The sequence below is a fragment of the Aquisalimonas lutea genome (assembly GCF_030409225.1).
Classification (GTDB): Bacteria; Pseudomonadota; Gammaproteobacteria; order Nitrococcales; family Aquisalimonadaceae; genus Aquisalimonas; species Aquisalimonas lutea.
Map to the genome: position 1 here is coordinate 823005 of NZ_JAUFPK010000001.1, position 22513 is coordinate 845517.

General features: G+C 69.6%; 19 protein-coding genes and 1 pseudogene. 8 read left to right on the forward strand and 12 right to left on the reverse strand.

Annotated features, from left to right (window positions below; genetic code table 11):
• Positions 1–31 precede the first annotated feature (31 nt).
• Together QWY84_RS03930 and QWY84_RS03935 are read left to right on the forward strand one after the other, a co-directional pair.
• Positions 32–922: pseudogene (locus tag QWY84_RS03930) on the forward strand (NAD(P)-dependent oxidoreductase); the annotation flags it as partial.
• 89 nt (positions 923–1011) lie between these two features.
• Positions 1012–1449, forward strand: a complete 438-nt coding sequence (locus tag QWY84_RS03935; RefSeq protein ID WP_290201148.1) for an SseB family protein — start codon at positions 1012–1014, stop codon at positions 1447–1449.
• Positions 1450–1469: 20 nt separating this feature from the next.
• Here QWY84_RS03935 and QWY84_RS03940 read toward each other — a convergent pair whose 3' ends face one another.
• The 5 genes from QWY84_RS03940 to QWY84_RS03960 form a co-directional block, all read right to left on the reverse strand.
• Positions 1470–2111: an SPOR domain-containing protein gene (locus tag QWY84_RS03940; RefSeq protein ID WP_290201149.1), complete on the reverse strand. Its 642-nt coding sequence runs from the start codon at positions 2109–2111 to the stop codon at positions 1470–1472.
• A gap of 15 nt (positions 2112–2126) precedes the next feature.
• Entirely contained in the window at positions 2127–3887 is a 1761-nt protein-coding gene (argS, locus tag QWY84_RS03945) for an arginine--tRNA ligase (RefSeq protein ID WP_290201150.1), read from the reverse strand.
• A 135-nt stretch (positions 3888–4022) separates the two neighbouring features.
• Positions 4023–4631, reverse strand: a complete 609-nt coding sequence (locus QWY84_RS03950; RefSeq protein WP_290201151.1) for a TetR/AcrR family transcriptional regulator — start codon at positions 4629–4631, stop codon at positions 4023–4025.
• 67 nt (positions 4632–4698) lie between these two features.
• On the reverse strand, positions 4699–5136 hold the full coding sequence (locus QWY84_RS03955; protein WP_290201152.1) for a PaaI family thioesterase: 438 nt from the start codon (positions 5134–5136) through the stop codon (positions 4699–4701).
• A 145-nt stretch (positions 5137–5281) separates the two neighbouring features.
• Positions 5282–7471, reverse strand: coding sequence for a primosomal protein N' (locus QWY84_RS03960; RefSeq protein WP_290201153.1), 2190 nt, complete (start codon positions 7469–7471; stop codon positions 5282–5284).
• A gap of 375 nt (positions 7472–7846) precedes the next feature.
• Between QWY84_RS03960 and QWY84_RS03965 the strand changes: the two genes are divergently transcribed.
• Both QWY84_RS03965 and QWY84_RS03970 read left to right on the forward strand, forming a co-directional pair.
• The gene (locus tag QWY84_RS03965) at positions 7847–8443 is read left to right on the forward strand and encodes a DNA-J related domain-containing protein (RefSeq protein ID WP_290201154.1); all 597 of its coding nucleotides are present in this window, start codon (positions 7847–7849) and stop codon (positions 8441–8443) included.
• Positions 8440–9024 (forward strand): TIGR02444 family protein, encoded by a 585-nt coding sequence (locus QWY84_RS03970; RefSeq protein ID WP_290201155.1) that lies wholly within the window; start codon positions 8440–8442, stop codon positions 9022–9024. Before QWY84_RS03965 ends, QWY84_RS03970 begins: the two co-directional genes overlap by 4 nt.
• Positions 9025–9168: 144 nt before the next feature.
• Here the strand turns inward: QWY84_RS03970 and QWY84_RS03975 are convergent, their stop codons facing one another.
• Genes QWY84_RS03975 through QWY84_RS03985 form a run of 3 tightly spaced genes read right to left on the reverse strand, consistent with a single transcriptional unit; the run spans position 9169 to position 12013 of the window.
• Positions 9169–10575 (reverse strand): NAD(P)(+) transhydrogenase (Re/Si-specific) subunit beta, encoded by a 1407-nt coding sequence (locus QWY84_RS03975; RefSeq protein ID WP_290201156.1) that lies wholly within the window; start codon positions 10573–10575, stop codon positions 9169–9171.
• A 14-nt stretch (positions 10576–10589) separates the two neighbouring features.
• Positions 10590–10883, reverse strand: coding sequence for an NAD(P) transhydrogenase subunit alpha part 2 (locus tag QWY84_RS03980; protein ID WP_290202670.1), 294 nt, complete (start codon positions 10881–10883; stop codon positions 10590–10592).
• Positions 10877–12013, reverse strand: a complete 1137-nt coding sequence (locus tag QWY84_RS03985) for a Re/Si-specific NAD(P)(+) transhydrogenase subunit alpha (protein WP_290201157.1) — start codon at positions 12011–12013, stop codon at positions 10877–10879. The genes QWY84_RS03980 and QWY84_RS03985 overlap by 7 nt, the downstream gene beginning before the upstream one ends.
• Positions 12014–12441: 428 nt before the next feature.
• Here QWY84_RS03985 and QWY84_RS03990 point away from each other — a divergent pair, with 428 nt between their 5' ends.
• From QWY84_RS03990 to QWY84_RS04005, 4 genes are all read left to right on the forward strand, one after another.
• The gene (locus QWY84_RS03990; RefSeq protein WP_435372980.1) at positions 12442–13029 is read left to right on the forward strand and encodes an HNH endonuclease; all 588 of its coding nucleotides are present in this window, start codon (positions 12442–12444) and stop codon (positions 13027–13029) included.
• 314 nt (positions 13030–13343) lie between these two features.
• A complete protein-coding gene (leuA, locus tag QWY84_RS03995; RefSeq protein WP_290201159.1) occupies positions 13344–15065 on the forward strand; it encodes a 2-isopropylmalate synthase in 1722 nt (573 codons plus the stop codon).
• Positions 15066–15128: 63 nt separating this feature from the next.
• Positions 15129–16031, forward strand: coding sequence for a 5'-3' exonuclease (locus QWY84_RS04000; RefSeq protein ID WP_290201160.1), 903 nt, complete (start codon positions 15129–15131; stop codon positions 16029–16031).
• The gene (locus QWY84_RS04005; RefSeq protein WP_290201161.1) at positions 16012–16893 is read left to right on the forward strand and encodes a fructosamine kinase family protein; all 882 of its coding nucleotides are present in this window, start codon (positions 16012–16014) and stop codon (positions 16891–16893) included. Before QWY84_RS04000 ends, QWY84_RS04005 begins: the two co-directional genes overlap by 20 nt.
• A gap of 2 nt (positions 16894–16895) precedes the next feature.
• Here the strand turns inward: QWY84_RS04005 and QWY84_RS04010 are convergent, their stop codons facing one another.
• The 4 genes from QWY84_RS04010 to QWY84_RS04025 all read right to left on the reverse strand — a co-directional run bounded on the left by QWY84_RS04010 (position 16896) and on the right by QWY84_RS04025 (position 22486).
• The gene (locus QWY84_RS04010; protein WP_290201162.1) at positions 16896–17654 is read right to left on the reverse strand and encodes an MlaA family lipoprotein; all 759 of its coding nucleotides are present in this window, start codon (positions 17652–17654) and stop codon (positions 16896–16898) included.
• The gene (locus QWY84_RS04015; RefSeq protein ID WP_290201163.1) at positions 17636–18715 is read right to left on the reverse strand and encodes a phytoene/squalene synthase family protein; all 1080 of its coding nucleotides are present in this window, start codon (positions 18713–18715) and stop codon (positions 17636–17638) included. Before QWY84_RS04015 ends, QWY84_RS04010 begins: the two co-directional genes overlap by 19 nt.
• The gene (locus tag QWY84_RS04020; RefSeq protein ID WP_290201164.1) at positions 18712–19536 is read right to left on the reverse strand and encodes an alpha/beta fold hydrolase; all 825 of its coding nucleotides are present in this window, start codon (positions 19534–19536) and stop codon (positions 18712–18714) included. Before QWY84_RS04020 ends, QWY84_RS04015 begins: the two co-directional genes overlap by 4 nt.
• Positions 19537–19600: 64 nt before the next feature.
• The gene (locus QWY84_RS04025) at positions 19601–22486 is read right to left on the reverse strand and encodes a PAS domain S-box protein (protein WP_290201165.1); all 2886 of its coding nucleotides are present in this window, start codon (positions 22484–22486) and stop codon (positions 19601–19603) included.
• Positions 22487–22513 lie beyond the last annotated feature (27 nt).

Sequence of the window (22513 nt, forward strand, 5' to 3'; positions counted from 1 at the left end):
CGGGTGCGGCGCAACGAAACGAAAGGAGGGAGCAGGCATGAATGTCGGCGTCATCGGAATGGGTGCCATGGGCACGGGCATGGCGAGAAACCTGCACAAGGCCGGCCTGCTGCAGGCGGTGTGGAACCGGACCCCGGACAAGGCGCAGGCCATCGCCGGGGAGCTGGGTGTCGAGGCGGCCGCGGACCCGGCGGCCCTGGCGAGCGCTTGCGACGTGATCGTCACCTGTGTCTCCCGGGACGAGGACGTGCTCGCGGTCATGGACGCCATGGCCTCCGGGCTGGCGTCGGGCAAGACCGTGGTGGACACCTCCACCATCGCCGTGGACACCGCCAAGCAGGCGGCCGCGAAGCTGGCCACCTCCGGCGTGGAGTTCCTGGATGCGCCGGTCTCCGGCGGCAAGGAGGGGGCCCAGAACGGCCAGCTGGTGTTCATGGTGGGCGGCGATGCGGACGTGTTCCAGCGCCTGCAGCCGGCCTTCGACGCCATGGGCAAGAGCGCGACGCACATGGGCGAGGTCGGCTCCGGGCAGGCGACCAAGGCCGTCAACCAGATCATGGTCGCCGGCATCAACCAGGCGGTCACCGAGGCCCTGGCCTTCGGCCAGACCTCCGGGCTCGACATGGACAAGGTCATCGAGGTGGTCAGCGGCGGCGCCGCCGGCAACTGGTTCCTGCAGATGCGCGGGCCGACCATGGTCAACGATACCTTCGAGCCGGGCTTCAAGCTGGGCCTCCACCACAAGGACCTGACCATCTGCCGGCAGATGCTCGACAACATGGGCGTCGCCCTGCCGGTGGTGGAGATGACCCTCAAGCACTACGAGCGCCTGATGGAGGCCGGCTACGGCGAGGAAGACATCTCCGCGCTGTACCGCGACAAGCGCGAGCTGTTCCGTACCGGCAACAAGCGCTCCCTGTAGGCCGCCGGGCGGAGGAAGCGGCCGGGGTCCCCGTCGGAATCCCGGTCCTGCGCCCGGCGGCTACGTCCCCGATCAACCCGGAGGCCGCCATGGCTGAAGACGGCTCCATCGACCCACGGTTCGAGACCTTCGAGCCCATCAATGACCTGGAGCGCGGGCTGGTCGCCGCGCAGGAAGGCGAGACGGACAGCCTGTCCTTCCTGGAGCAGCTGGCCCGGGCGCAGGTGGCCCTGCTGGTGGACCAGGAGTTCGCCGATACCGAGCACCCGGAAGGGGTGCGTCCGCTGGTTCTGGAGGGAGCGGCCGGCGAGGGGCTCCTGGCGGTATTCACCGCGCCTGCCCGGGGCTACCCCATGACCGAGCAGAATCCCGCGTTCGCCTTCGCCGTGGAGGTGTCCTTCGCCTGGGCCGTGCACGCCACCTGGGCGGGCATGGGGATCGTGGTGAACCCGGGCTGGGGCGTCGGCCTGACGCTTCCGCCGGAGTCCGTGCAGCGCATGAAGGGCGACGCGGCGCCGCCGTCCTGACCCCGGACGGGACACTAGGCTCAGCCGCGCAGCCGCAGCAGGATGCTGTCGACGTCCTCGTCCTGCAGCCGGTCGCGCACCGAGTCGACGCGCTCGCGGTCGGCGAACGGGCCGACGCGGACCCGGTGCCAGGTCTCGCCGCCGTCGACCTCCACGCTCTGGATCTCGGCCTGGACGCCGATCAGGGCGAGCCGGGCCTTGAGCCGGTCGGCATCCTCGTGGGTGCGGAACGATCCGGCCTGGACCATGTAGCGTGCGCCATCGTCGCCCGGTGTCCCGGCCTCGGCCGGTGCATCCGTCGGCTCCGGTGCCGTGGTTGCCTCCGGCATCGCGCCGGCGGCCTCGGGCGTGCCCCCGCCCCCGCCTTCGGACTCCTCGGGGACGACCACCTCCATCTCCGAGAGGAGCTCGTAGAACTCGAATCGCGGCTGATCGTCCCGGCCGCCGCGGTCTCCCGTCTCGCGCGGCTGCTCCCCGGCCTGGCCTGCGGGCGTGACGCCGGTGAGGCCGCCGTCGTTGGCGTGATGGAGGTGAACCAGGAGTGCCACGAACAGGCCCGGGATCAGCCCGCTGAGGAACAGCACCCAGGCGCCGGGGCGCTGGTTGCTGGCCTTGCGGGACTGTGGCTTGCGCCGGGCACCGGTGCGCTTGCTGTTGGCCATGGGGATTCCTGTCCGTTACATGGCTTCCGGGGCGGAGACGCCCAGAAGCCCGAGTCCGTTGCGAATCACCTGCCGTGCGGCGAGAACGAGGTTCAGGCGCGCGTCGCGCAGATCCGGATCCTCGACCAGGAACTGGTGCGCGTTGTAGTAGGTATGCACGTGGCTGGCCAGCTCCCGGAGGTAGTGGGCGAGCTGGTGCGGCTCCCGTGCCCGGGCGGCGAGCTCGATGAGCTCCGGGTAGCGGCCGATGGCGCTGACCAGCTCCGTCTCGTGGGACTCCGTGAGCCGGGTCAGGTGCCGGTCGCCATTGTCGGGATCGTGACTCAGCCCCTTCTCGCGCATCTGCACCAGGACGCTGCAGATGCGGGCGTGGGCGTACTGGATGTAGTACACCGGATTGTCGCTGGATTCCGACTTGGCCAGTTCCAGATCGAAATCCAGATGCTGCTCCGGCTTGCGCATGACGTAGAAGAAGCGCGCCGCGTCCGCGCCCACGTCCTCGCGCAGCTCCCGCAGGGTGACGAACTGCCCGGAGCGCGTGGACATCGGCATGCGCTCGCTGCCCCGGTAGAGAATGGCGAACTGCACCAGGCGGATGTCGAGCTGCTCCGGATCGCGGTCCAGGGCGCGGAGCGCGGCGTGGACCCGCGGGACGTAGCCGTGGTGGTCGGCGCCCCAGACGTCGATGCAGTGCCCGTAGCCGCGCTCGAGCTTGTCCAGGTGGTAGGCGATGTCCGAGGCGAAGTACGTGGTCGCCCCGTTGTCCCGGCGGACCACGCGGTCCTTCTCGTCGCCGAATGCGCTGGAGCGGAACCATACGGCCCCGTCCGCCTCGTAGAGATGGCCGGCCTCGTCCAGCCGTTCCAGGGCCCGTTCCACGGCGCCGGTGTCGGTGAGCGAGCGCTCCGAGAACCACTCGTCGTAGGTGACGCCGAAGGCGGCGAGGTCGTCGCGGATGTCTTCCAGCACCGTGTCCAGGGCGAGCTGGAACACGCCGGCGAAGGCCTCCGGCCCCAGCAGCGTCTTGCACCGGGTCACCAGGGTGTCGATGTACTCTTCCTTGTCGCCGCCCTCCGAGCCGTCCAGGGGCAGCTCGGCCATGACCACCTCGGCCGGCTGCAGCAGCGTATCGCCCTTCTCCCCGGCGAGCTTCCGGGCGATCCCGCGGACGTAGTCGCCGCGGTAGGCGTTGTCCGGCAGGCGCAGGGACTCGCCCTGGTGCTCCAGGTACCGCAGCCATACGCTGGTGGCCAGGATGTCCATCTGGCGGCCGGCGTCGTTGACGTAGTACTCCCGGTGGACGTCGTAGCCGGCGGCGGCCAGCAGGCTGGCCAGCGCCCCGCCGAAGGCGGCTCCGCGCCCGTGGCCCACGTGCAGCGGCCCGGTGGGATTGGCGGAGACGAACTCCAGGTTGATCCGCTGCCCCGCGCCCAGCTTGCTGCGGCCGTAGGCCGCGCCCTCGGCCAGGGCATCGCGCACGGCAGCGTACGCCGCCTCCTGGGTGATCTCGAAGTTGATGAACCCCGGACCGGCGATGGTGATCCCGGCGACGCCGGGATCGTCCGGCAGGGCGGCGACCAGGCGCTCGGCCAGCTCCCGGGGCTTCATGCCGGCCTGCTTGGCCAGGACCATGGCGGTGTTCACGGCATAGTCGCCGTGACCCTTGTCGCGGGCACGCTCAACCTGGATCTCCACCTGCGTGTCGGCGGGCAGTGTACCGTCGCGGCCGAGCTGGTCCACGGCGCGGGCGACAAGGCTGCGAAGTTTCTCTTTCATGGGTCGTGAACGGGCCGTCGGTCAGGGTGTGGGCGCGTATTATCCCGGTTCGCGGCCTTGCCCACAAATCGGCGTGGCCGGTCCCGGGATCAGCCGGCAGCAATCGGCGCCGTAATGCGGGTTCGGCTGTCCGGCTCAGTTGGACTCGAGGCGGTGCCGGATGGATTCTGCCGCCAGCAGCAGCGGCTCGCGGGATTGCAGGGCGCGGGCCAGAATCGTCGCGCCTTCCAGATTCGCAACGATGGAATCGGCGGTTTCTTCGGGGCGCTGCATGTCATCAAGCGCCAGTATCGTGGCGATCTCCCGCCGGATCCGCCGGTACGCATGGGCGAGCGCATCGGCGAGTGCCGTGTCTTCCGGGGAAGTCCCCTGCGTCAGCGCGGCGAGGAGCGAGCCTTCAGTCCAGTTCGATGCTTCCAGCCATGCCGCGGTTGCCGTGGCGATACCAGCGAAGATATCGGCTGCGGGATGGCCGGAGTGTCTCGCCTTGTGCAGTCCGTTGACGACCTCGCCGGTGACCCAGTCGATGCACCGGCAAGCGAGCTCCGGCTTGCCGCCCGGGAACTGATAGTAGAGGGAGCCGCGAGGTGTTTGTGCGGCTTCCAGGATCTCGGTGATACCGACGGCGTGGTAGCCGCGTCGCTGAAACAGGGCTGTTGCGCCGCGAATCAGTCGTTGTCGGGGTGCGGCCGATTCGGGGTCGGGAAAGGATTGTCGCGATGCGGCGGACGTCAGCGCGAACATGCCATGGACCGTTCCGCGACGTGCCAGTGGTGGATGCACCGATCATGGTGAGCGCGGGCAAGGGCGTTCATGCGGCGCTCCCTTCGCTGACAACGGAGATCGATGCCAGTGCCACCGCCGTGAGCTTCGGGTCGCCGGCGTCCCGCTCCGCGAAGACCCTTGCCTCCACGGAGACATGGCGCTTGCCGGCCTTGATGACGTTGCCGGCGACACGGAGCCTCGATGCGGAGGTCGGCGCCAGCAACTGGAGTGTATAGGAGTTCGTGACCACGTCCCCCGCGATGGAGGCGGCAGCCCATGCACAGGCGTTGTCGGCGAGCGCGCCGATGACGCCGCCATGGACGAAGCCGTGATGCTGCAGCATTTCCGCACGGACCGGCAGCTCGACCTCGACCTGCCCGTTGCCGGCCGCAACCAGGCGCGCTCCCAGCCACTGATTGTATCCGCTGGTGAGCGCGACCTGCCGGAGCAGTTCCTCGACCTCTTCGTCCGCGAAGCTGTGCATGGTCACCTCCATTAGATTGTTCAGTCTAAATTTAGACTGAACAATCTAATGGAGCAACCCTCAATGATCCGGGAAGTCGTTCTCGGGAACGCCCTGGCATCCGGGGCCGAGGCGCAGGGGGCCGGAATCCCGTCGTGGCGCGGGGCTACAGCATGTCCTGGGGATCGACATCCACGGACCAGCGCACGCGCCGCGCTCCCGGCAGTTCGGCGGCGCGCGGCACCAGCGCGCGGAGGAGCCTGTGCAGGGGGGCGCGGTGGGTGGCCTGGACCAGGAGCTGGGCCCGGTAGCGGCCGGCCCGGCGCTCCATGGGGGCGGGGACGGGTCCCATCAGCAGCACGTCGCCGGAGGCCATGTCGGTCCCTGCGCGGCGGACCTGCTCCAGGAACGCGCGCGGCGGGTCCTGGTCCACCGCCTCGGCGCGGATCAGGGCCAGGTGGCTGTACGGCGGCAGGGCGGCTTCCCGGCGCTGGGTGAGGAGGCTGCGGGCGAACCGGCCGTAGCCTTCCCGCAGGAGCGTGTCCAGCAGCGGATGCTCCGGGTGGTGCGTCTGGATGAGCACCTCGCCGGGACGCTCGCGGCGGCCGGCGCGGCCGGCCACCTGGGTGATGAGCTGGGCCATGCGCTCCGGTGCCCGGAAGTCGGCACCGAACAGGCCGTGGTCGCAGTCCAGGATGGCCACCATGCTGATATCCGGCAGATCATGGCCCTTGGCCAGCATCTGCGTGCCCAGGAGGATGCGCCCCTCCCCCTGCCGCGCCTGGTCGAGCAGCTCGTCCATGGCCCCTTTCCGCCGCGTGCTGTCCCGGTCGATGCGGATGACGCCGGTGTCGGGAAAGCGTTCGCCGAGGGACTGCTCCAGCTTCTCCGTGCCCTGGCCCACGTCCCGGAGGTCGGTGCTGCCGCATTCCTGGCAACGGCGGTCCACCGGGCGTTCGTGGCCGCAGTGATGGCAGCGCAGGCGCCGGTCCGCCTGGTGCCAGGTGAGCCGGGCATCGCAGCGGGGACAGCCGGCGATCCAGCCGCAGTCGTGGCACAACAGCACCGGTGCGTAGCCGCGCCGGTTGAGGAACAGCAGGACCTGGCCGCCCGCGTCCAGGTGGGCTCGCATGCGTTCCTGGACCGGGCGGGAGACCCCGGCGTCCAGCGGCTGGCCGCGGATGTCCAGCAGTTCCAGGCGCGGCGGCTGCGCCGCTCCCGCGCGACGGGGCAGGCTCAGCAGCCGGTAGCGCTCCGCGAGAGCGTTGCAGAGGCTCTCCAGCGACGGCGTCGCCGAGCCGAGCACCAGCGGGATGCCCAGGTTGCGGGCGCGCACCGCCGCCAGGTCGCGGGCGTGGTAGCGAAACCCCTCCTGCTGCTTGAGGGATGCGTCGTGCTCCTCGTCCACGACGATCAGGCCCGGTCGCGCCAGGGGCGTGAACAGCGCCGAGCGCGTTCCGATGACGGCCTCCGCCTCGCCGTCGGCGGCGGCCAGCCAGGCGTCCTGGCGTTCGCCGTCGGCCAGCCCCGAGTGGAGCACGGCGACCCGCCCGGGAACACGGGCGTTGAAGCGCTCGATGAGCTGGGGCGTAAGCCCGATCTCGGGCACCAGCACCAGCACCTGCTCGCCGCGCGCCAGTGCCGCGTCCACGGCGGCCAGATAGACCTCCGTCTTGCCGCTGCCGGTGACCCCCTCCAGGAGATGGGTGGTGAACGTCCCCAGGGAGGCAATGATGGCGTCGGCCGCTTCCTGCTGTGCCTGGTTCAGGGCCGGTGGCTCGACGACGCGCGTGGGCGCCGGCGCGGCGGGCGCCACCAGGCCGTGGCCGCGGAGGTGGCGCAGCGCCGCCCGCCAGTCGCCGTCCAGGTCCGCCAGTGCCGCGACCGGCAGGCCGTCAGGGCTCTCGGCGATGCGCTCCAGCACGGCCGCCTGGCGCGGTGCCCGTCGCCGGAGTCGTCCGGTGTCGGTTGCCCGGCCGTCGTCCGTGAGCTGCCAGTACTCGGGCGGGCGGCGCGTGGGTGCCTGGCCCTTGCGTAGCGGCGCGGGCAGGAAGCCGGCCAGGACCTCACCCGGCGGGCAGTGATAGTAGTCGGCGGCCCACAGTCCCAGCTCCAGCAGCTCCGCGGGCAGCAGCGGGGCGTCGTCGAGCACCTGCTGCACGCGCCGCAGGCAGTGATCCGGTATCCGCGACTGTGTTGCGTGTCCCGTGACCACGCCGGTCACGCTCCGCCGCCCGAAGGGGACCCGGACACGGGTTCCCGGCTCGGGCAGCGGGCCGGGAGAAGCGGGCAGGTAGTCCAGTGTCTGCTCCAGGGGGGCCGGTACGGCCACCTGGATGACGCGGTGATCGGGCATGGGCCGCCTGTCTGCGTAGTCGGATTCCGTGGTATCGGGAGTCTACCGGTCGGGGGGCGGTTGCGTCGCGTTCCGGATCCCATCCACAGAACCTGTGGATAAACTTGTGGAAACTCTTGTGTGGAAACGCCGAAGTTCCTGTTCTGCGGGGAGCCGCTTTAAATTGTCCAGAAACTGGCCGGAACGTAAAAAAACTAATAAAACAGGTATTTACGTTCCGCTTGTTGCTCCGTTCCGGCAGGGCCGCCGTGGAACGGGGAGTGAAACACGACACCCGTGCGCGTTGTGCATAACCTCGCCAATGTCAAGACCCCGGTGTCCTGATCCGACGAATTCGGGGTACAGGACACCGGATTCCCCGGCTATACTGCCGCGATGAGTGATTTCACACCGGAACACGCCGTCCTGTCCGCCGTACTCGCGGCCGTGCGCCAGGCACCTGGAGGGCAGACGGAGCACGCCCTGCTGGGTGAGCTCAAGAGCCGGGACGTTGCGCCCTTCGCCCAGGCACGCCTGGACGAGCCGCTGGAGCTTTTCAGGGCCCACTTCCTGCTGTTCCATTGCCTGTACCGGCTGCAGGAGCAGCTTGCGCAGCAGGGGGAGTGGCTGCGGATTCATTGCCTGGACATCGGCGTGGGCCCTCTGGCGACAGGCGGGGATGCGGCCGATGGCCGCGGCCTGGCCGCGGGCGATGCGCTGCGCAGCTATTATCTCGACCTGGCCAACCTGGAGGCCATGGACGCCGCGACGGTGGAAGCCATGCTGAGCGGCTTCTGGCGGCGCCTCAACGGCTCCGAGCGCCGGCAGGAAGCGCTCCGGGTGCTGGGCATGGAAGAGCCGGCCGAGCCGGCGGCCATTCGCCACCGGTACCGCCAGCTCGCCCAGCGGCACCATCCCGACAAGGGGGGTGACACCGAAACCCTGCAGCAGCTCAACGAGGCCATGATGGTCCTGGAGCGTGAAGCGCCATGACCTCGGAGACGGATGAGCCGGAATCGCCGTCGGCCGGCGATGCGGCCTGGGCGGGGGTTGCGGCGCTCTATACCCGCCCCGGCATGGCGGAGCGCTGTCTCGCCCTGCAGCAACGCGATGGAACCAGCGTCACGACACTGCTGACGCTGATCTGGACCGCGGTTCACGGCGGGGGCGCGGTCACCCGCCAGGCCGCCAGCGATGTGGCCGCGCTCACCGAGGCGTTCCAGGCGGAGGTGCTGCGCCCGTTGCGGGCCTCCCGTGACGGTCTCAAGCGCTGGCTGGAAGCCCTGGAAGGCGCTTCGGCTCTGCGGCAGGATCTCCTCGACCGTGAGCTCGCCGCCGAGCGGCTGGAGCAGGGATTCGTCCTGCGGTGTCTTGAAGGGGATGGCCATTGCCCGCCGGATGATCCCTGCGGCGATGCCTGCCTCAGCGTCGCCCGCTATCTCCGGCTGCGCCGGCTGCCCCCGGACACCGATACCCGGCAGATTCTCGGCTGCATTCTGAGCGTGGCGCTGGAGGACTACGACAGTCTGCACATCCAGCGGGTGCTGGAGCGGGCGCTGGCGGTCGAGGGGTAGGGGGGGAAGTTTTCAGTGGACAGTTTTCAGTGTTCAGTTGGCGGTCGCTGCCTCCCTCTAGGGGCGGCCAATCGAAGACTGCCAACTGAACACTGAACACTGGCCCTCCAGGGCCGCCCGGCGGGCGGCCCTGGAGGTGCCGCCCTAGAGGTCCTTGACGGTGGCGGCCATGGTGCTGGCGACCTTCTGGGCGTCGCCGAAGACCATCTTGGTCTTGTCGCCGAAGAACAGATGGTTCTCCACCCCGGAGAAGCCGGTGCCGCGGCCGCGCTTGATCACGAGCACATTCTCGGCGTCCTCGACGTCGAGGATGGGCATGCCGTAGATGGGGCTTGCCTCGTCGTTCTTGGCCGCCGGGTTGACGACGTCGTTGGCGCCGATGACCAGCGCCACGTCGGTGAGCTTGAACTCCTCGTTGATCTCTTCCATGTCGTAGATCATGTCGTAGGGCACGCCGGCCTCGGCGAGGAGCACGTTCATGTGCCCGGGCATGCGCCCGGCGACGGGGTGGATGGCGAACTTCACCTCCACGCCGCGGCCCTGCAGGCCCTGGACCATCTCCCAGATCTTGTGCTGGGCCTGGCCGACGGCCATGCCGTAGCCGGGCACGATGACGACGCTGTCGGCGTAGGCCATGAGGTAGGCGGCGTCCTCGGCGCCCATTTCCTTCATCTCGCCCTCGGGCCCGGCGGCGGCGGTGGCCTGGGTGCCGAAGCCGCTGAACAGCACGTTGGACAGCGGCCGGTTCATGGCCTTGGCCATGAGGTGGGTGAGCAGCATGCCGGCGGCACCGACCAGGGTGCCGGCGATGATCAGCGCGGCGTTGCCGAGCACGAAGCCCTCGAAGCCCACGGCGAGGCCGGTGAGGGCGTTGAACAGCGAGATCACCACCGGCATGTCGGCGCCGCCGATGGGCACGGTCATGAACACGCCGAACGCCAGCGCCAGGGCGAAGAAGGCGAAGATGGGGAACACGCCGCCGCTGAAGTACACCCACAGGCCGGCGAGCACCGCGGCGGCGAACAGCACGATGTTGGCCACCTGCTGGGCGGGCACCAGGCTGCTGCGCTTCATGCGGCCGTCGAGCTTGGCCCAGGCGATCAGCGAGCCCGAGAACGCCACCGAGCCGATGAGCCCGCCGAGCACCGCCAGCACGGCGATGTCGACGCCGAGCTGCTGGAAGATCGCGCTGTGGCCGGAGGCGGCCAGGCTGCGCTGGGCCTCGAGCAGCGCCACCGCCGAGATCGCCCCGGCGGAGCCGCCGCCCATGCCGTTGTACAGCGCCACCATCTGCGGCATCTCGGTCATCTGCACCTTCTTGGCGGTGCTCCAGGCCAGGCCGCCGCCGATGGCGATGGCGACGAGGATCAGCAGATAGTTCGACACCCCGTGGATGTCGCCGTGGAACAGCGTCACCACCACGGCGAGGACCATGCCGGCGCCGGCCCACATCACGCCCTTGCGCGCGGTCTTCGGCGAGCTCATGGCCTTGAGCCCGAAGATGAACAGCACCGCGGCCAGGAAGTAGCTCATCTGAATCAGTGTTGCCATGCCCGTGCGCCCCCTTAGCCTTCGTCTTTGCTGCTCTTGAACATCTCGAGCATGCGTTCGGTGACCACGTAGCCGCCGACGGCGTTGCCCGCGCCCAGCAGCACGGCGATGAAGCCGATGAGCTGCTCGATGGGCGTCTGGGCGTGGCCGAGCGCGATCATCGCGCCGACGACGACGATGCCGTGGATGAAGTTGGAGCCGGACATCAGCGGCGTGTGCAGGATGACCGGCACCCGGGAGATGACTTCATAGCCCGCCACCGCGGAGAGCATGAAGATATACAGCGCAGTGAAGCCCTCGATCATGATTTCTTGCCTCCTTCCAGGCGCTCACGCGTGGGCGCGTGGCGGATCTCGCCGTCGTGGGTCAGGCAGCTGTCGGCCAGCACCTGGTCGTCCCAGTCCAGGCGGAGCTCGCCGTCTTTGACCAGCAGCGCCAGGAAGTTGTACAGGTTGCGCGCGTACATCTCGCTGGCGTGCTGGCACAGGGCGCTGGCGACGTTCTTGGGGCCGTAGACAGTGACCCCGTTGTGGTCGACCTCCTTGCCGGCCTTGGTGAGCTCGCAGTTGCCGCCGGTCTCGGCCGCGAGGTCGATGACCACCGCGCCGCGCTTCATGCGCTCCACAGTCGCGGTGTCGATGAGCTTGGGCGCCGGCTTGCCGGGGATCGCGGCGGTGGTGATCACCGCATCGGCCTTGGCCACGTGGTCGGCGAGCACCTCGGCCTGCTGCTGCTTTTCCTCGTCGGTGAGCTCACGGGCGTAGCCGCCCTCGCCCTCGGCGGAGACGCCGGTCTTGACGAACTTGCCGCCGAGCGACTCCACCTGCTCCTTGGTCGCCGAGCGCACGTCGTAGGCCTCGACCACGGCGCCCAGGCGCTTGGCCGTGGCAATGGCCTGCAGGCCCGCCACCCCGGCGCCGATGACCAGTACCGTCGACGGCCGGATGGTGCCCGCGGCGGTGGTGAGCATGGGGAACAGCCGCGGGCTGAGGTTGGCGGCGAGCAGCGCGGCCTTGTAGCCGGAGATCGACGCCTGCGACGACAGCGCATCGATGGACTGCGCGCGGGTGATGCGCGGCACCAGCTCCATGGCGAAGCTGGTGACCTTGTTCTTGGTGAAGGTCTTGATGCGGGTGTCGCCCTCGTGCGGGGCCATGAAGCCCAGCACCACGCTGCCCGCGGCGAGCTTGCCTGCCTCCTCGACGGTGGGCGGCTGCACGCGCAGCACCACGTCGGCGTCCTTGTAGAGCTTGTCGGCGGCCTCGACCACCGTGACCCCCTCGTAGGCGGCGTCGTCGAAGCCGCTGTCCTTGCCGGCGCCGGACTCCATGAGGATCTCCACGCCGAGCTTGTCGAGCTGCTTGACCACGCTGGGCACCAGCGCGACCCGGCGCTCGCCCGAGTGGGTCTCCTTGGGCACGGCTACACGTATTGCCATGGTCTTCTCTCTCCCGTGTTGCCCAACAGGATGGGTCCGAGTGCGTGGCTGCGGCCGCACCGCCTGCCGGGCGCCCCGCCGCGCCGGCCCAACACCCCGCGCGCCGCGACCGCCCCCGGCCGTGCCGCCCCCCGACGCCGCAGCCCCGGACAAAAAAGCGCGGTCGGAGGCCCCGGCCGCGCTGGCTTTGAAAGCATAACGTACCCATGCGCGGTTTTGAAGGTGAGTAGCGGCACGAATATCCTGACGGCCAGGACAGGGAAGCTCGGCCGGCGGTTCTTGACGGTTCCGTGAACCATGCCGCCGCGGGATTGCCTTTTGGCGACACTTCTGGGATATATGGGGCGTGGCCGTCCGCGGTCGCCTCGCGAGGAGAGCGCATCGTGCTCGACCTGAGCAACCAGATTCTGCGAACGGATGTCTCCGGCATGCCGCTGGAATGGATTACCTACCAGGAAGCGGCGCGCCTGTACTACCTTGACCAGGTGGTATTCAGTTGCGGGCGCCTGCTCTACCGGGTGCGGGGCGGCTACAACGCGGTCTCCGGCCATCGCAGCATCCTCGAGCTCAACTCCATCATCGCCACCAACGGTTCCGTCCAGGCAAGCCTCAAGGGACACAGCAACTACACGCCGCCGCTGGACAACAAGGCGCTCTTCCGCCGTGACGACCATATCTGCATGTACTGCGGCGGCCGCTTCCGCACCAGCGGCCTGTCCCGGGATCATGTCACGCCCATCAGCCAGTCCGGGCAGGACGTCTGGACCAACGTGGTGGCCGCGTGCAAGCGCTGCAACAACGACAAGGCGGGGCGCACGCCGGAGCAGGCGGGCATGCAGCTGCTGGCCGTCCCGTTCAAGCCCACTCACGCCGAGTACGTCTACCTCCAGGGCCGGCGGATCCTCGCGGACCAGATGGAATTCCTGCGGGCGCATTTCCCGCGCACGAGCCCGCTGCGGCACCGCAGCGTCAGCGATGAGCTGGCGGGGGTTGACGTGCCGTCGGGATGGGCATAGCGTTAAGGCATGATGAACCGGACAGCGACCCTGCTTCGACTGCGACTGCTTGGCCCGGCCTCCTGAAGGAGCGTCGGGTGTAGTTCGTAGCGTGGCAGCGGTTGCAGTCGGGTAAAGAATCATGTCCTCTTCGGAATCTTCCAGCATACGACCTTCGGCGCGGTGGCAATCCCCCCACTCGCCCGTGTATTGCGCGCTCCTGTTTGCACTCCTGCGACTGCCCGGCGGCCACCGGGGATGTGGCGACCCGGTGGCCGGGCCTCGTACGCCAGCGCTTGTGGCAACCAATCAGTGAATTCATGGGAGCGAGCAACATGTTGAACCAGCCCAGCCAGAAATACCGAGCGTTTCCGCCGGTCCGGCTCCATGACCGCACGTGGCCGGACCATGTCATCGACGCGCCGCCGGTGTGGTGCAGCGTCGACCTGCGAGACGGCAACCAGGCGCTGATCGAGCCCATGGACGGCGAGCGCAAGCGGCGCATGTTCGAGGCCCTGGTGAGCATCGGCTTCAAGGAGATCGAGGTGGGCTTCCCGGCGGCGTCGCAGACGGACTACGACTTCTGCCGGGAGCTCATCGACAACGACCTCATCCCGGACGACGTCTACGTCCAGGTGCTCACCCAGTCCCGCCCGGAGCTCATCGAGCAGACCTTCGAGGCGGTCCGCGGCGCCCCCAACGTCATCGTGCACCTGTACAACTCCACGTCCACGGTGCAGCGGCGGGTGGTCTTCGGCATGGACCGGGACGGCATCACCGAGCTGGCGGTGGAGGGCGCCAGGCTGGTGCAGAGCCTGGCCGCCCGGCAGCCGGCGACCAACTGGCTGTTCCAGTATTCGCCGGAGAGCTTCACCCAGACCGAGCTCGACTACGCCCTGGAGATCGTCGACGCCGTCAATGCGGTCTGGCAGCCGACCGCGGACGATCCGGTCATCATCAATCTGCCGGCAACGGTGGAGGTGGCCACGCCGAACGTCTATGCCGACCAGATCGAGTGGTTCGCACGCAACGTGCAGCGCCGCGACGGCATCATCCTGTCGGTGCACCCGCACAACGACCGGGGCACGGCCGTGGCCGCGGCCGAGCTCGCCGTCATGGCCGGGGCCGACCGCATCGAGGGCACGCTGTTCGGCAACGGCGAGCGCACCGGTAACGTGGACCTGGTGACCCTGGGCATGAACCTCTACACCCAGGGCGTGCATCCCGGGCTGGACTTCTCCGATATCAACGACACCGTGCGGCTGGTGGAGTACTGCAACCAGCTGCCGGTGCACCCGCGTCATCCCTACGCCGGCGAGCTGGTGTTCACCGCGTTCTCGGGCTCGCACCAGGACGCCATCAACAAGGGTCTCAAGGCCCAGGAGCAGGCCGGCGTCTGGGAAGTGCCGTACCTGCCCATCGATCCCAAGGACGTGGGCCGCAGCTACGAGGCGGTGATCCGTATCAACAGCCAGTCCGGCAAGGGCGGCATCAGCTACCTCATGGAGCGGGACTACGGCATGGCCATGCCGCGCCGCCTGCAGATCGAGTTCAGCCACGTGATCCAGAAGGTCACCGACGAGACCGGCCGCGAGCTGACGGCCCCGGAGATCTGGGACGCCTTCCAGAAGGAATACATGGACGTGCCCCATCCCCTGGAGCTGGTGGACTACCGCGAGGGCACCGACGCCGAGGGCAACGACCGGCTCACCGCCACCATCCGCGACAACGGCGAGGAGCGCATCATCGCCGCCGAGGGCAACGGGCCCATCGACGCGTTCGTGACCGCCCTGTCCCGGCATACCGGTGTCGACCTCCAGGTGGCGGACTACACCGAGCATGCCACCAACGCCGGCGCCAACGCCCAGGCGGTGGCCTACGTGGAGATGCGCGGCCCCGACGGCACCAGCCTGTTCGGCGTGGCGCGGCACGGCAACATCGTGACGGCGTCGCTGCACGCGCTGCTCAACGCGGTGAACCGCCTGGCCGGCCGCAGCGTGCTGGACAACGCCGGTGACGAGGAGCTCAAGGCCGCGCGCAAGGAGGCGCCGGCGTAGACGCGACACCAGCCGTACCGGAGGCGGGTCCTTAGACCCGCCTCCGGTGGTAGACTGCGTGCCATGCAGCCCCTCTACCTCATCGACGCCAGCGTCTATATCTTCCGCGCATGGTTCGCCATCGACGAGAGCCTGCGGGACGACGCCGGTGACCCGGCCAATGCCGTCTACGGCTACGGCAACTTCCTCCTGGATCTGCTGCAAGACGGCACGCTGCGGCATGCACTGGCGGCTTTCGATGCCAGCCTGGCCACGTGCTTTCGCAACGACATCTACCCGGCCTACAAGGCCAACCGCCCGCAAGCCCCCGAGGACCTCAAGCGCCAGATCGACATCTGCCGGTCGCTGACCCGCGCGCTGGGGCTGGCCGCGGCGAGCAGCGACCGATACGAGGCCGACGACCTGATCGGAACCGCCGCAAGCCGGTTTCGCTGCCACGGCTTCACCATGCGCTACCTCACCTCGGACAAGGACTACGCCCAGCTTCTCCAGCCCGGCGACCGCATCGTCGACGTCAGCGGCCGCCGCAACCTCGATTGCGACGGGGTCCGGGACAGCCTCGGCGTGCGCGCTGACCAGGTGGCGGACCTCCTCGGGCTCGCGGGCGACGGCGTGGACAACATCCCGGGCGTGCCCGGGATCGGGCCCAGGACCGCATGCGCCCTGCTGGACGCCTTCGGCAGCCTGGAAGACATCTATGCCGGCCTGGACCGGATTCCCGGCCTGCCCCTGCGCGGTGGCGAGCGCTTCCGGCAGCTGCTGATCCGTCATCGCGACCAGGCGTTCCTGTCCAGGGAGCTGGCGACCATCCACTGCTCCGCTCCCCTGGAGGCGGACGCGGAATCCATCGCGGTTCGCCCGGTGCGGGGTGATGCCGTCGCCGATCTTCCGCTTCCCGAGCGCGTGCGCCGGCGCGCCCGCGCGCTGATTGACCAAGGAGTGACCGATGCCGTGGCAGACCATTGATACGGCCATCGCCGAGGCGCTTGGCGCGGCGTATGCCAGCCGTGACCGGGCTCCGGTGGGCGGCGGCAGCATCAACGCCGCCTACCGGCTCGAGGGCGACGGATACGCCTGGTTCGTCAAGCTCAACGGCGCCGACCAGCTGGCGATGTTCGAGGCCGAGGCGGAAGGGCTGCGCGAGCTGGATGCCGCCGAAGGGCTGCGCGTCCCCCGGCCCCTGACCTGGGGGCGGGCGGGCAACCGCAGCTACCTGGTACTGGAATGGCTGACCCTCCACGGCCGGGGCGACTGGGCGGCCCTGGGCGAGGGGCTGGCGCACATGCACCGGATCACGGCGCAGCGGCACGGCTGGCACCGCGACAACACCATCGGATCGACGCCGCAGGTGAACACGCCGGATGCCGACTGGGTGGCCTTCTTCGGCGAGCAGCGCCTGGCATTCCAGCTGGAGCTCGCGGCCGAGCGCGGCCACGGCGGTGAGCTGATGGACGCGGGGCAGCGCCTGGTGGACGGGCTGGGCGCCTTCTTCCGCGACTACCGTCCCGTTCCCTCCCTGCTCCACGGCGATCTATGGTCCGGCAACGTGGCCTTCGACGAGGCCCGCTGGCCGGTCCTGTACGATCCCGCCGTCTACTACGGCGACCGCGAGAGCGATGTCGCCATGTCCGAGCTGTTCGGCCGGTTCCCGCGGGCGGCGTACGATGCCTATGACGCCGTCTGGCCGCTGGATCCCGGCTATGCGACGCGCCGGGATCTCTACCAGCTCTACCACGTGCTCAACCACCTGAACCTGTTCGGCGGCCTCTACGCCGGGCAGGCCCGGGATCTCATCCACCGCCTGCTCGCGGCGACGAAGGGCTCGTAGTCCTACCAGTCGCCGCCCTCCAGGTCGTCCAGCAGGTCCCTCTCCGGGGGATCGCCGTCCCAGATGAGGCTGTTCCGGTGCTGGCGGTACGCCGAGCGGGTGAAGTCGTATTCATCCAGGGCGGCCTCGCTGCGGAAGCGGTCGGCCTGGTCCAGCCGCGCCCGGGTGTTCACCAGGTCCAGGGCGTACAGGGGCAGGGCCACCGTCCAGCCGACGTAGGTGAGGGGGCTGGTGACGATGGAGGCGGGGATGTCGTGAACGTCCCGGGTGGTGCTCGGCCCGTAGGCGGGCAGCATCAGGTACATGCCCTCGGGCGCGCCCCACACCGCCAGCGTCTGGCCGAAGTCCTCGGTGCTCTCCTCCAGCCCCATGGCGCTGGCCACGTCGAACAGGCCGACCACCCCGACGGTACTGTTGATCAGGAACCGCCCGGTGTCCCGGGCGCCGGCCCCCGGCTTGCCCTGGAGCGCGTTGTTCAGGGCGTTGCCGGGCTCGCCGAGATTGTTGAAGAAGTTGGTGACGCCGCGCCGCGCGAACCGCGGGGTCACGAAGACATAGGCGTCGGCCAGCGGCTTGGCGATGTAGGTGTCGAGCTGGTCGTTGAACGTATAGACGCCGCGATTCACCGGCTCCGCGGGGTCGTAGGCACGGGGCTCCGGCGGCGGCGAGGTCGCGCAGGCCGTTACCAGGGGCAGCACGGCGAGCACGGCGATAAGGCGCTGCAAGCGGCGGAGACGGGCTTTCAGGGCGATGGCGTCCATGGAGTCTCCTCGTCGATGGCCATCAGGGCATGGTGTTCCGGGCCGGGCGACGGCAGGCCCCGGGCCTCCCACCAGAAGGCCGCCCGGAGCAGGCGGTCCCGCCGGACCGCCGCGTTGCAGGCACCGATGATCAGGCGTACCCGCCCGCGGGAGATCCGGATCTGGTCCGCCGCGGTGAAATCCGGACGGGCGTGGATATTGTGCAGGGTCTCCAGGGCCATGCCGATGGCCCAGGCGCAGAACCGGCGCATTCCGGGCTGGCCCGGCGGTATGCCGAGGGTATAGCGCAGGGCCCGCTGGAGCTGTCCGTGGGCGACGCCGATGAGCTCCTGCAGGCCCGCGTGAAAGGCCGGCGCCGTATGCCGCGGACCGTCCGCCGCCAGATCGTGCCCGTGACGGACGAACACGTCCTGCGGCAGCCAGCATACACCGCGCTCGTGATCCTCCCAGATGTCCTTGAGGATATTCGTCATCTGCAGGCCCTGCCCGAACGCCACGGCGCGGCAGCGCAGGCGGGTGCGGGCTGCGGCCACCGCCGGTTCGTGCAGGGCGAACAGGTCGGTGAGCATCTCGCCGACCACGCCTGCGACGCAGTAGCAGTAGTCCCGGAAGTCGGTACAGGTGGCCAGGCCCCGAGGCCCCTTGAGTGGCTCGAAACGGCTCATGCCGGCGGCCATGATGCGCAGGCAGCGCCGTACCGGTGCCTGCTGCCCGGCCGGCAGGCTCCACAGGACATGGAAGACCTGCTCGGCGCCGGCGACCAGCTCCCGCTCGGCACCGGTCGCGGTGGTGATCTCGCCTTCCAGCGCGGTGCTCAGCTGCCGGGCCGCGTCCGCATCGTCCAGGGCCCGCACCAGCAGCGCGAAGCGATCCTGCTTGGCGCTCGCCTGCAGCTCGGCGGCGTCCTCGATGGTATCGGCGAGGCGACACAGCAGATAGGCGTTGCCGATGGCGGTGCGCAGCGCCGGCGGCAGCTGCGGGATGGTCAGCGCAAACGTGCGCGACACGCCCGGGAGCACGCGCTCCTGGAATGCCAGGGCTTCGGCCGGCATGCCGCTCATGCTCCGTCCGCATCCACGGAGGCCAGGAACTCCAGCACGCAGCGGTTGAACGCGCGCGGCTGCTCCAGGGGCAGCATGTGCGCGGTGCGGGGCATGACCTCCAGACGGGCGCCGGGGATGTGCTCGGCCAGGTAGCGGGCATTGGCCACCGGCCATACGCGGTCATCCTCGCCGTGGACCACCAGGCAGGGGACGCCGATCCGGTGCAGCCGCGGGCTGTTCAGGGTATGCGTGCTCGCCGAGGCGAGCTGCGCGTGAAAGGCATGGGGCGGCTGCGGCTCGCGCTCCTGGAACTGCAGGATGCGCTCCGCGAGATCCGGAATCCGCGCCCGGTAGTCCGGGTGGTAGAAGGTTTCGTTCATGCGCTCGACCACGGTACGGGGGTCCGTGGTGGCGCGGTCCATGTTCAGGACCTCCCAGACCCCGGGCTCGGGCGGGATGTACGCGGGGTCGGCCGGTCCCGCCCCGGTGGCCACCAGCGTCAGGCTGCGGACGCGGTCGGGATGCAGGTGATAGAACTCCTGGGCGATGAGCCCGCCCATGGAAACGCCGACGAGGTGCGCCGGGGCCGCGTCCGCTGCCTCGAGGACCGCCAGGAGATCCCCGGAGAAGTCCGCCATGGTGTACGGCCCCTGGGGCATGTCCGAGCGGCCGACTCCCCGGTTGTCGGGCAGGACGACCCGGTGATGGCGGGAGAGCTCGGGCAGTTGCAGTCCCCATGCGCGGCCGCTGCCGCCGAGGCCCATGATCAGGACCACCGGCGTGCCCCGGCCGTGGATTTCATAGTAGAGGCGCACGCCATTGTGTTCCGCCGTGGCCATGGAGTCCTCCCGGTGGATGCAACAGCCGCGCAGTATAGCCGGACTCGTCGCCTGCGCCGAGGGTTCAGGCCGCCTCGTTGACGGGCACCTGTAGCTGCACCAGATGCAGGATCTCGGTATCCCCGGCCTCCCCGAGCGGGGCGATGTGCAGCGTCACCCGGGCGCTGCTGACGCGACACCCGGTAAGCCGGAGGTAGAGGTGATAGCCGTCCGGCGGGACCCCGTCGCGCAGCGCTGCCTCCACCGACGCCTGATCCTCGGCGTGGACCAGGTCGGTGAACGCCCTTCCGGCGAGACTGTCCGCATCGCAGTCCAGAAGCCGGCGCAGGGCGAGGTTGATCCGCTGCACGGTGCCGGTGCGCCCGGACAGAAGCGCCATGCCCACGGCGGCCTGGTCGAACACCCCCCGGAACCGGGTCTCGCTGGTTCGCAGGGCGGATTCGGCCACCTTGCGGGGCGTGATGTCCTGGGTCTGCTTGAGCAGGTAACGGGGCTCGCCGCCCGGGTCCCGGACCACCGAGGTGCTTGTCAGCGCCCACACGATGCCGCCGTCGCGGTGGCACAGGCGCTGCTCCAGGGGGCCGGCGGGGCGATGACCGTCGAGGATGAGGCGGTTGACCCGGTAATTGGCCTCGCGGTCCTCGGGGTGGAGAAGCTCGCTGGAGCGCAGTTCCAGCAGCGCCTGGTGGTCGTAGCCCACCAGGCTGCACAGGGCGGCGTTGGCGCGCAGGAACTCGCCGTTCATGCCGATGAGCGCCATGCCCACGGCGACGTCCTCGAAGGCACTGCGGAAGCGTGCTTCGCCTTCCTGGCGCTCCGAGGCATCGGCCAGGACCACGACGGCGCCGGTGACCCGGTCGTTGTCGATGATCGGCGCTGCGGTGTAGTCGGCGGGGAACGGCGTGCCGTCGCTGCGCCGGAACACCGCGCCCTCCTCGTGCTTGACCCGGCGCTCGATCATGCAGCGCTGGACGGGCCACTCTTCCGGCGAGGCCCGTTCGACGCCGTGCAGCAGCTGGTAGAGCGACTGGCCTTCGAGGGTGACGGGCTCCCGGCTGAGCAGATGGCATGCGGCATGATTGGCGAAGCTCACGCGGCCGCCGGTGTCGACGCCGAAGATGGCCTCGGCGGCGGCGTTGAGGATGAGATCATGGCGCCGGTTGATCTCCTCCAGCGCGCGCTCGGTGTCCTTCTGCTCGGTGATGTCGCGGATCTGGCTGGCGACGCAGATGACATGGCCGTCGCGATCGCGCACCAGGCTGCCGGAGACCAGGACCCAGACCACGTGGCCGTTCTTGTGGAGGTAGCGCTTCTCCAGCTGGAACGTGTCGCGTGCCGCGTTGTGCATCTCGTTGAGCTGCTCGCGCGTGGCCTGCTGGTCGGCCGGATGCGTGAGATCGTGGTAGGTCAGCTGCAGGAGCTCGTCGTTGGCATAGCCCAGGCAGTCGCACAGGGCCTGGTTGACGTACAGGCAGTGACCGGTGTCGGGGTGGAACAGCGCCATGCCGACGGTGGCGTTGTCGAACGCCTCGCGGAAGGGCAGGCTCGGCTCCGCGTCCGGGCGATCCCGCGCCGGTGTCGTCGGCGACAGGATCAGCAGCTCGACCTCGCCGTTGCTCATGCCGGGAGGCAGCGCCAGCCGGGCCCCCTCCAGCTGCCGAACGCCCCCGCGCGCGTCGCGCAGCGTGTAGCGAACCCCCGGCGCCGGCTGCCTGGTCGCGGCGCGGTCGGGTTCCCGGGAGGCGACGAATCCGTCCAGGGGCCGGCCGATCATCGCCTCGCCGGAATACCCCAGCAGGCTCTCGGCGGCCGGCGACGCGGACACGATGGTGCCGTCCGCCGACAGGCGGATCGCCAGATCCGGGATGCTGTTCTCCAGCAGGCCGGCGTACTGCTCGGCCGCGGTCCGCGCCACGGCCTCCCTCTCCAGCGTCTCCCGCGTGGCGGCATAGTCGCGCTGGAGCGCGCCGAGGCGTGCTTCGCTGGACGTCAGCTGTCGCTCCAGTGCCTGCCGGTACCGCAGCTCCCGGCGGGACAGCAGACCGGTGACACCGCTGATCCCCAGGCCCGCGACCAGCAGGGCCAGTGCCGGTGCGACGGGCCACAGGCTGGTCTGCCCCGGCGTTGCATACACGGTCCAGGTGCGTCCCGCGATGTCGATGTCCCGCCGCGCGTGGGCGTGTGCCTCGAGGGACTGCGGATCCGTGCGCTCGGCGACCGTGGGCCCGCTCCCGGGCCCGTACAGGAGAAGGCGGCCGTCCGCGTCGCCCTCGTCGAAGATGTGCAGCCTGACATCGCGGTGTCCCCGCGCCGATTCCGCCAGCCGGTCCAGCCGCAGCGCCGTGGCCACCACCCCCAGCGACGCGCCGTTGCGCTTCACCGGCGAGAACACGATGAAGCCCGGGGCCGGGCGGCCGTCGACCTGGAACAGCACGACCCCCTCGGTCCCCGTGAGCTCGTCGTTGGCGAGTGCCGCCTCCAGGGCCCGCCACTGCGGCTCGTCGCTGTCCCCCTCTTCGCGGTTCAGGACCTGTCGCGCGATCACCCCCCGGCCCGAGGCCGACAGAAGCGGCGTGACGCGGAGATCGTCGCTGCCGGGCACGGGCTCCATCCACGCGAGGAACTCCACGCTGCTGGCCGTCGTGGGTTGGCGGGTGGACGGCGGATCGTCCGTGTCGATCTCGGCGCCGGTGCGCAGGAGCGTGGACAGGTTGCCGGTGCGCTCCAGGGCCCGCTCCACGATGCGCTCCAGGGAGGTGAACGTGCCGGCCGCGTCCGCCCGGAACGCCGCCAGCCGTTGCTGGTGCTCGTGGTACAGGAGCCCGCCGGCGGCGGCGACGGTCAGCACGATGCCGATGGCGACGATCCACAGGGGCCTGCCGCGTCCCGGCGGACTGCCTGTGCCTGGTTCATGCCGCGCCATTGTCTGGAAAGGGTCGATCCGTCCCATGGAAGTCCTGTCGGTCAGGGGTGTCCG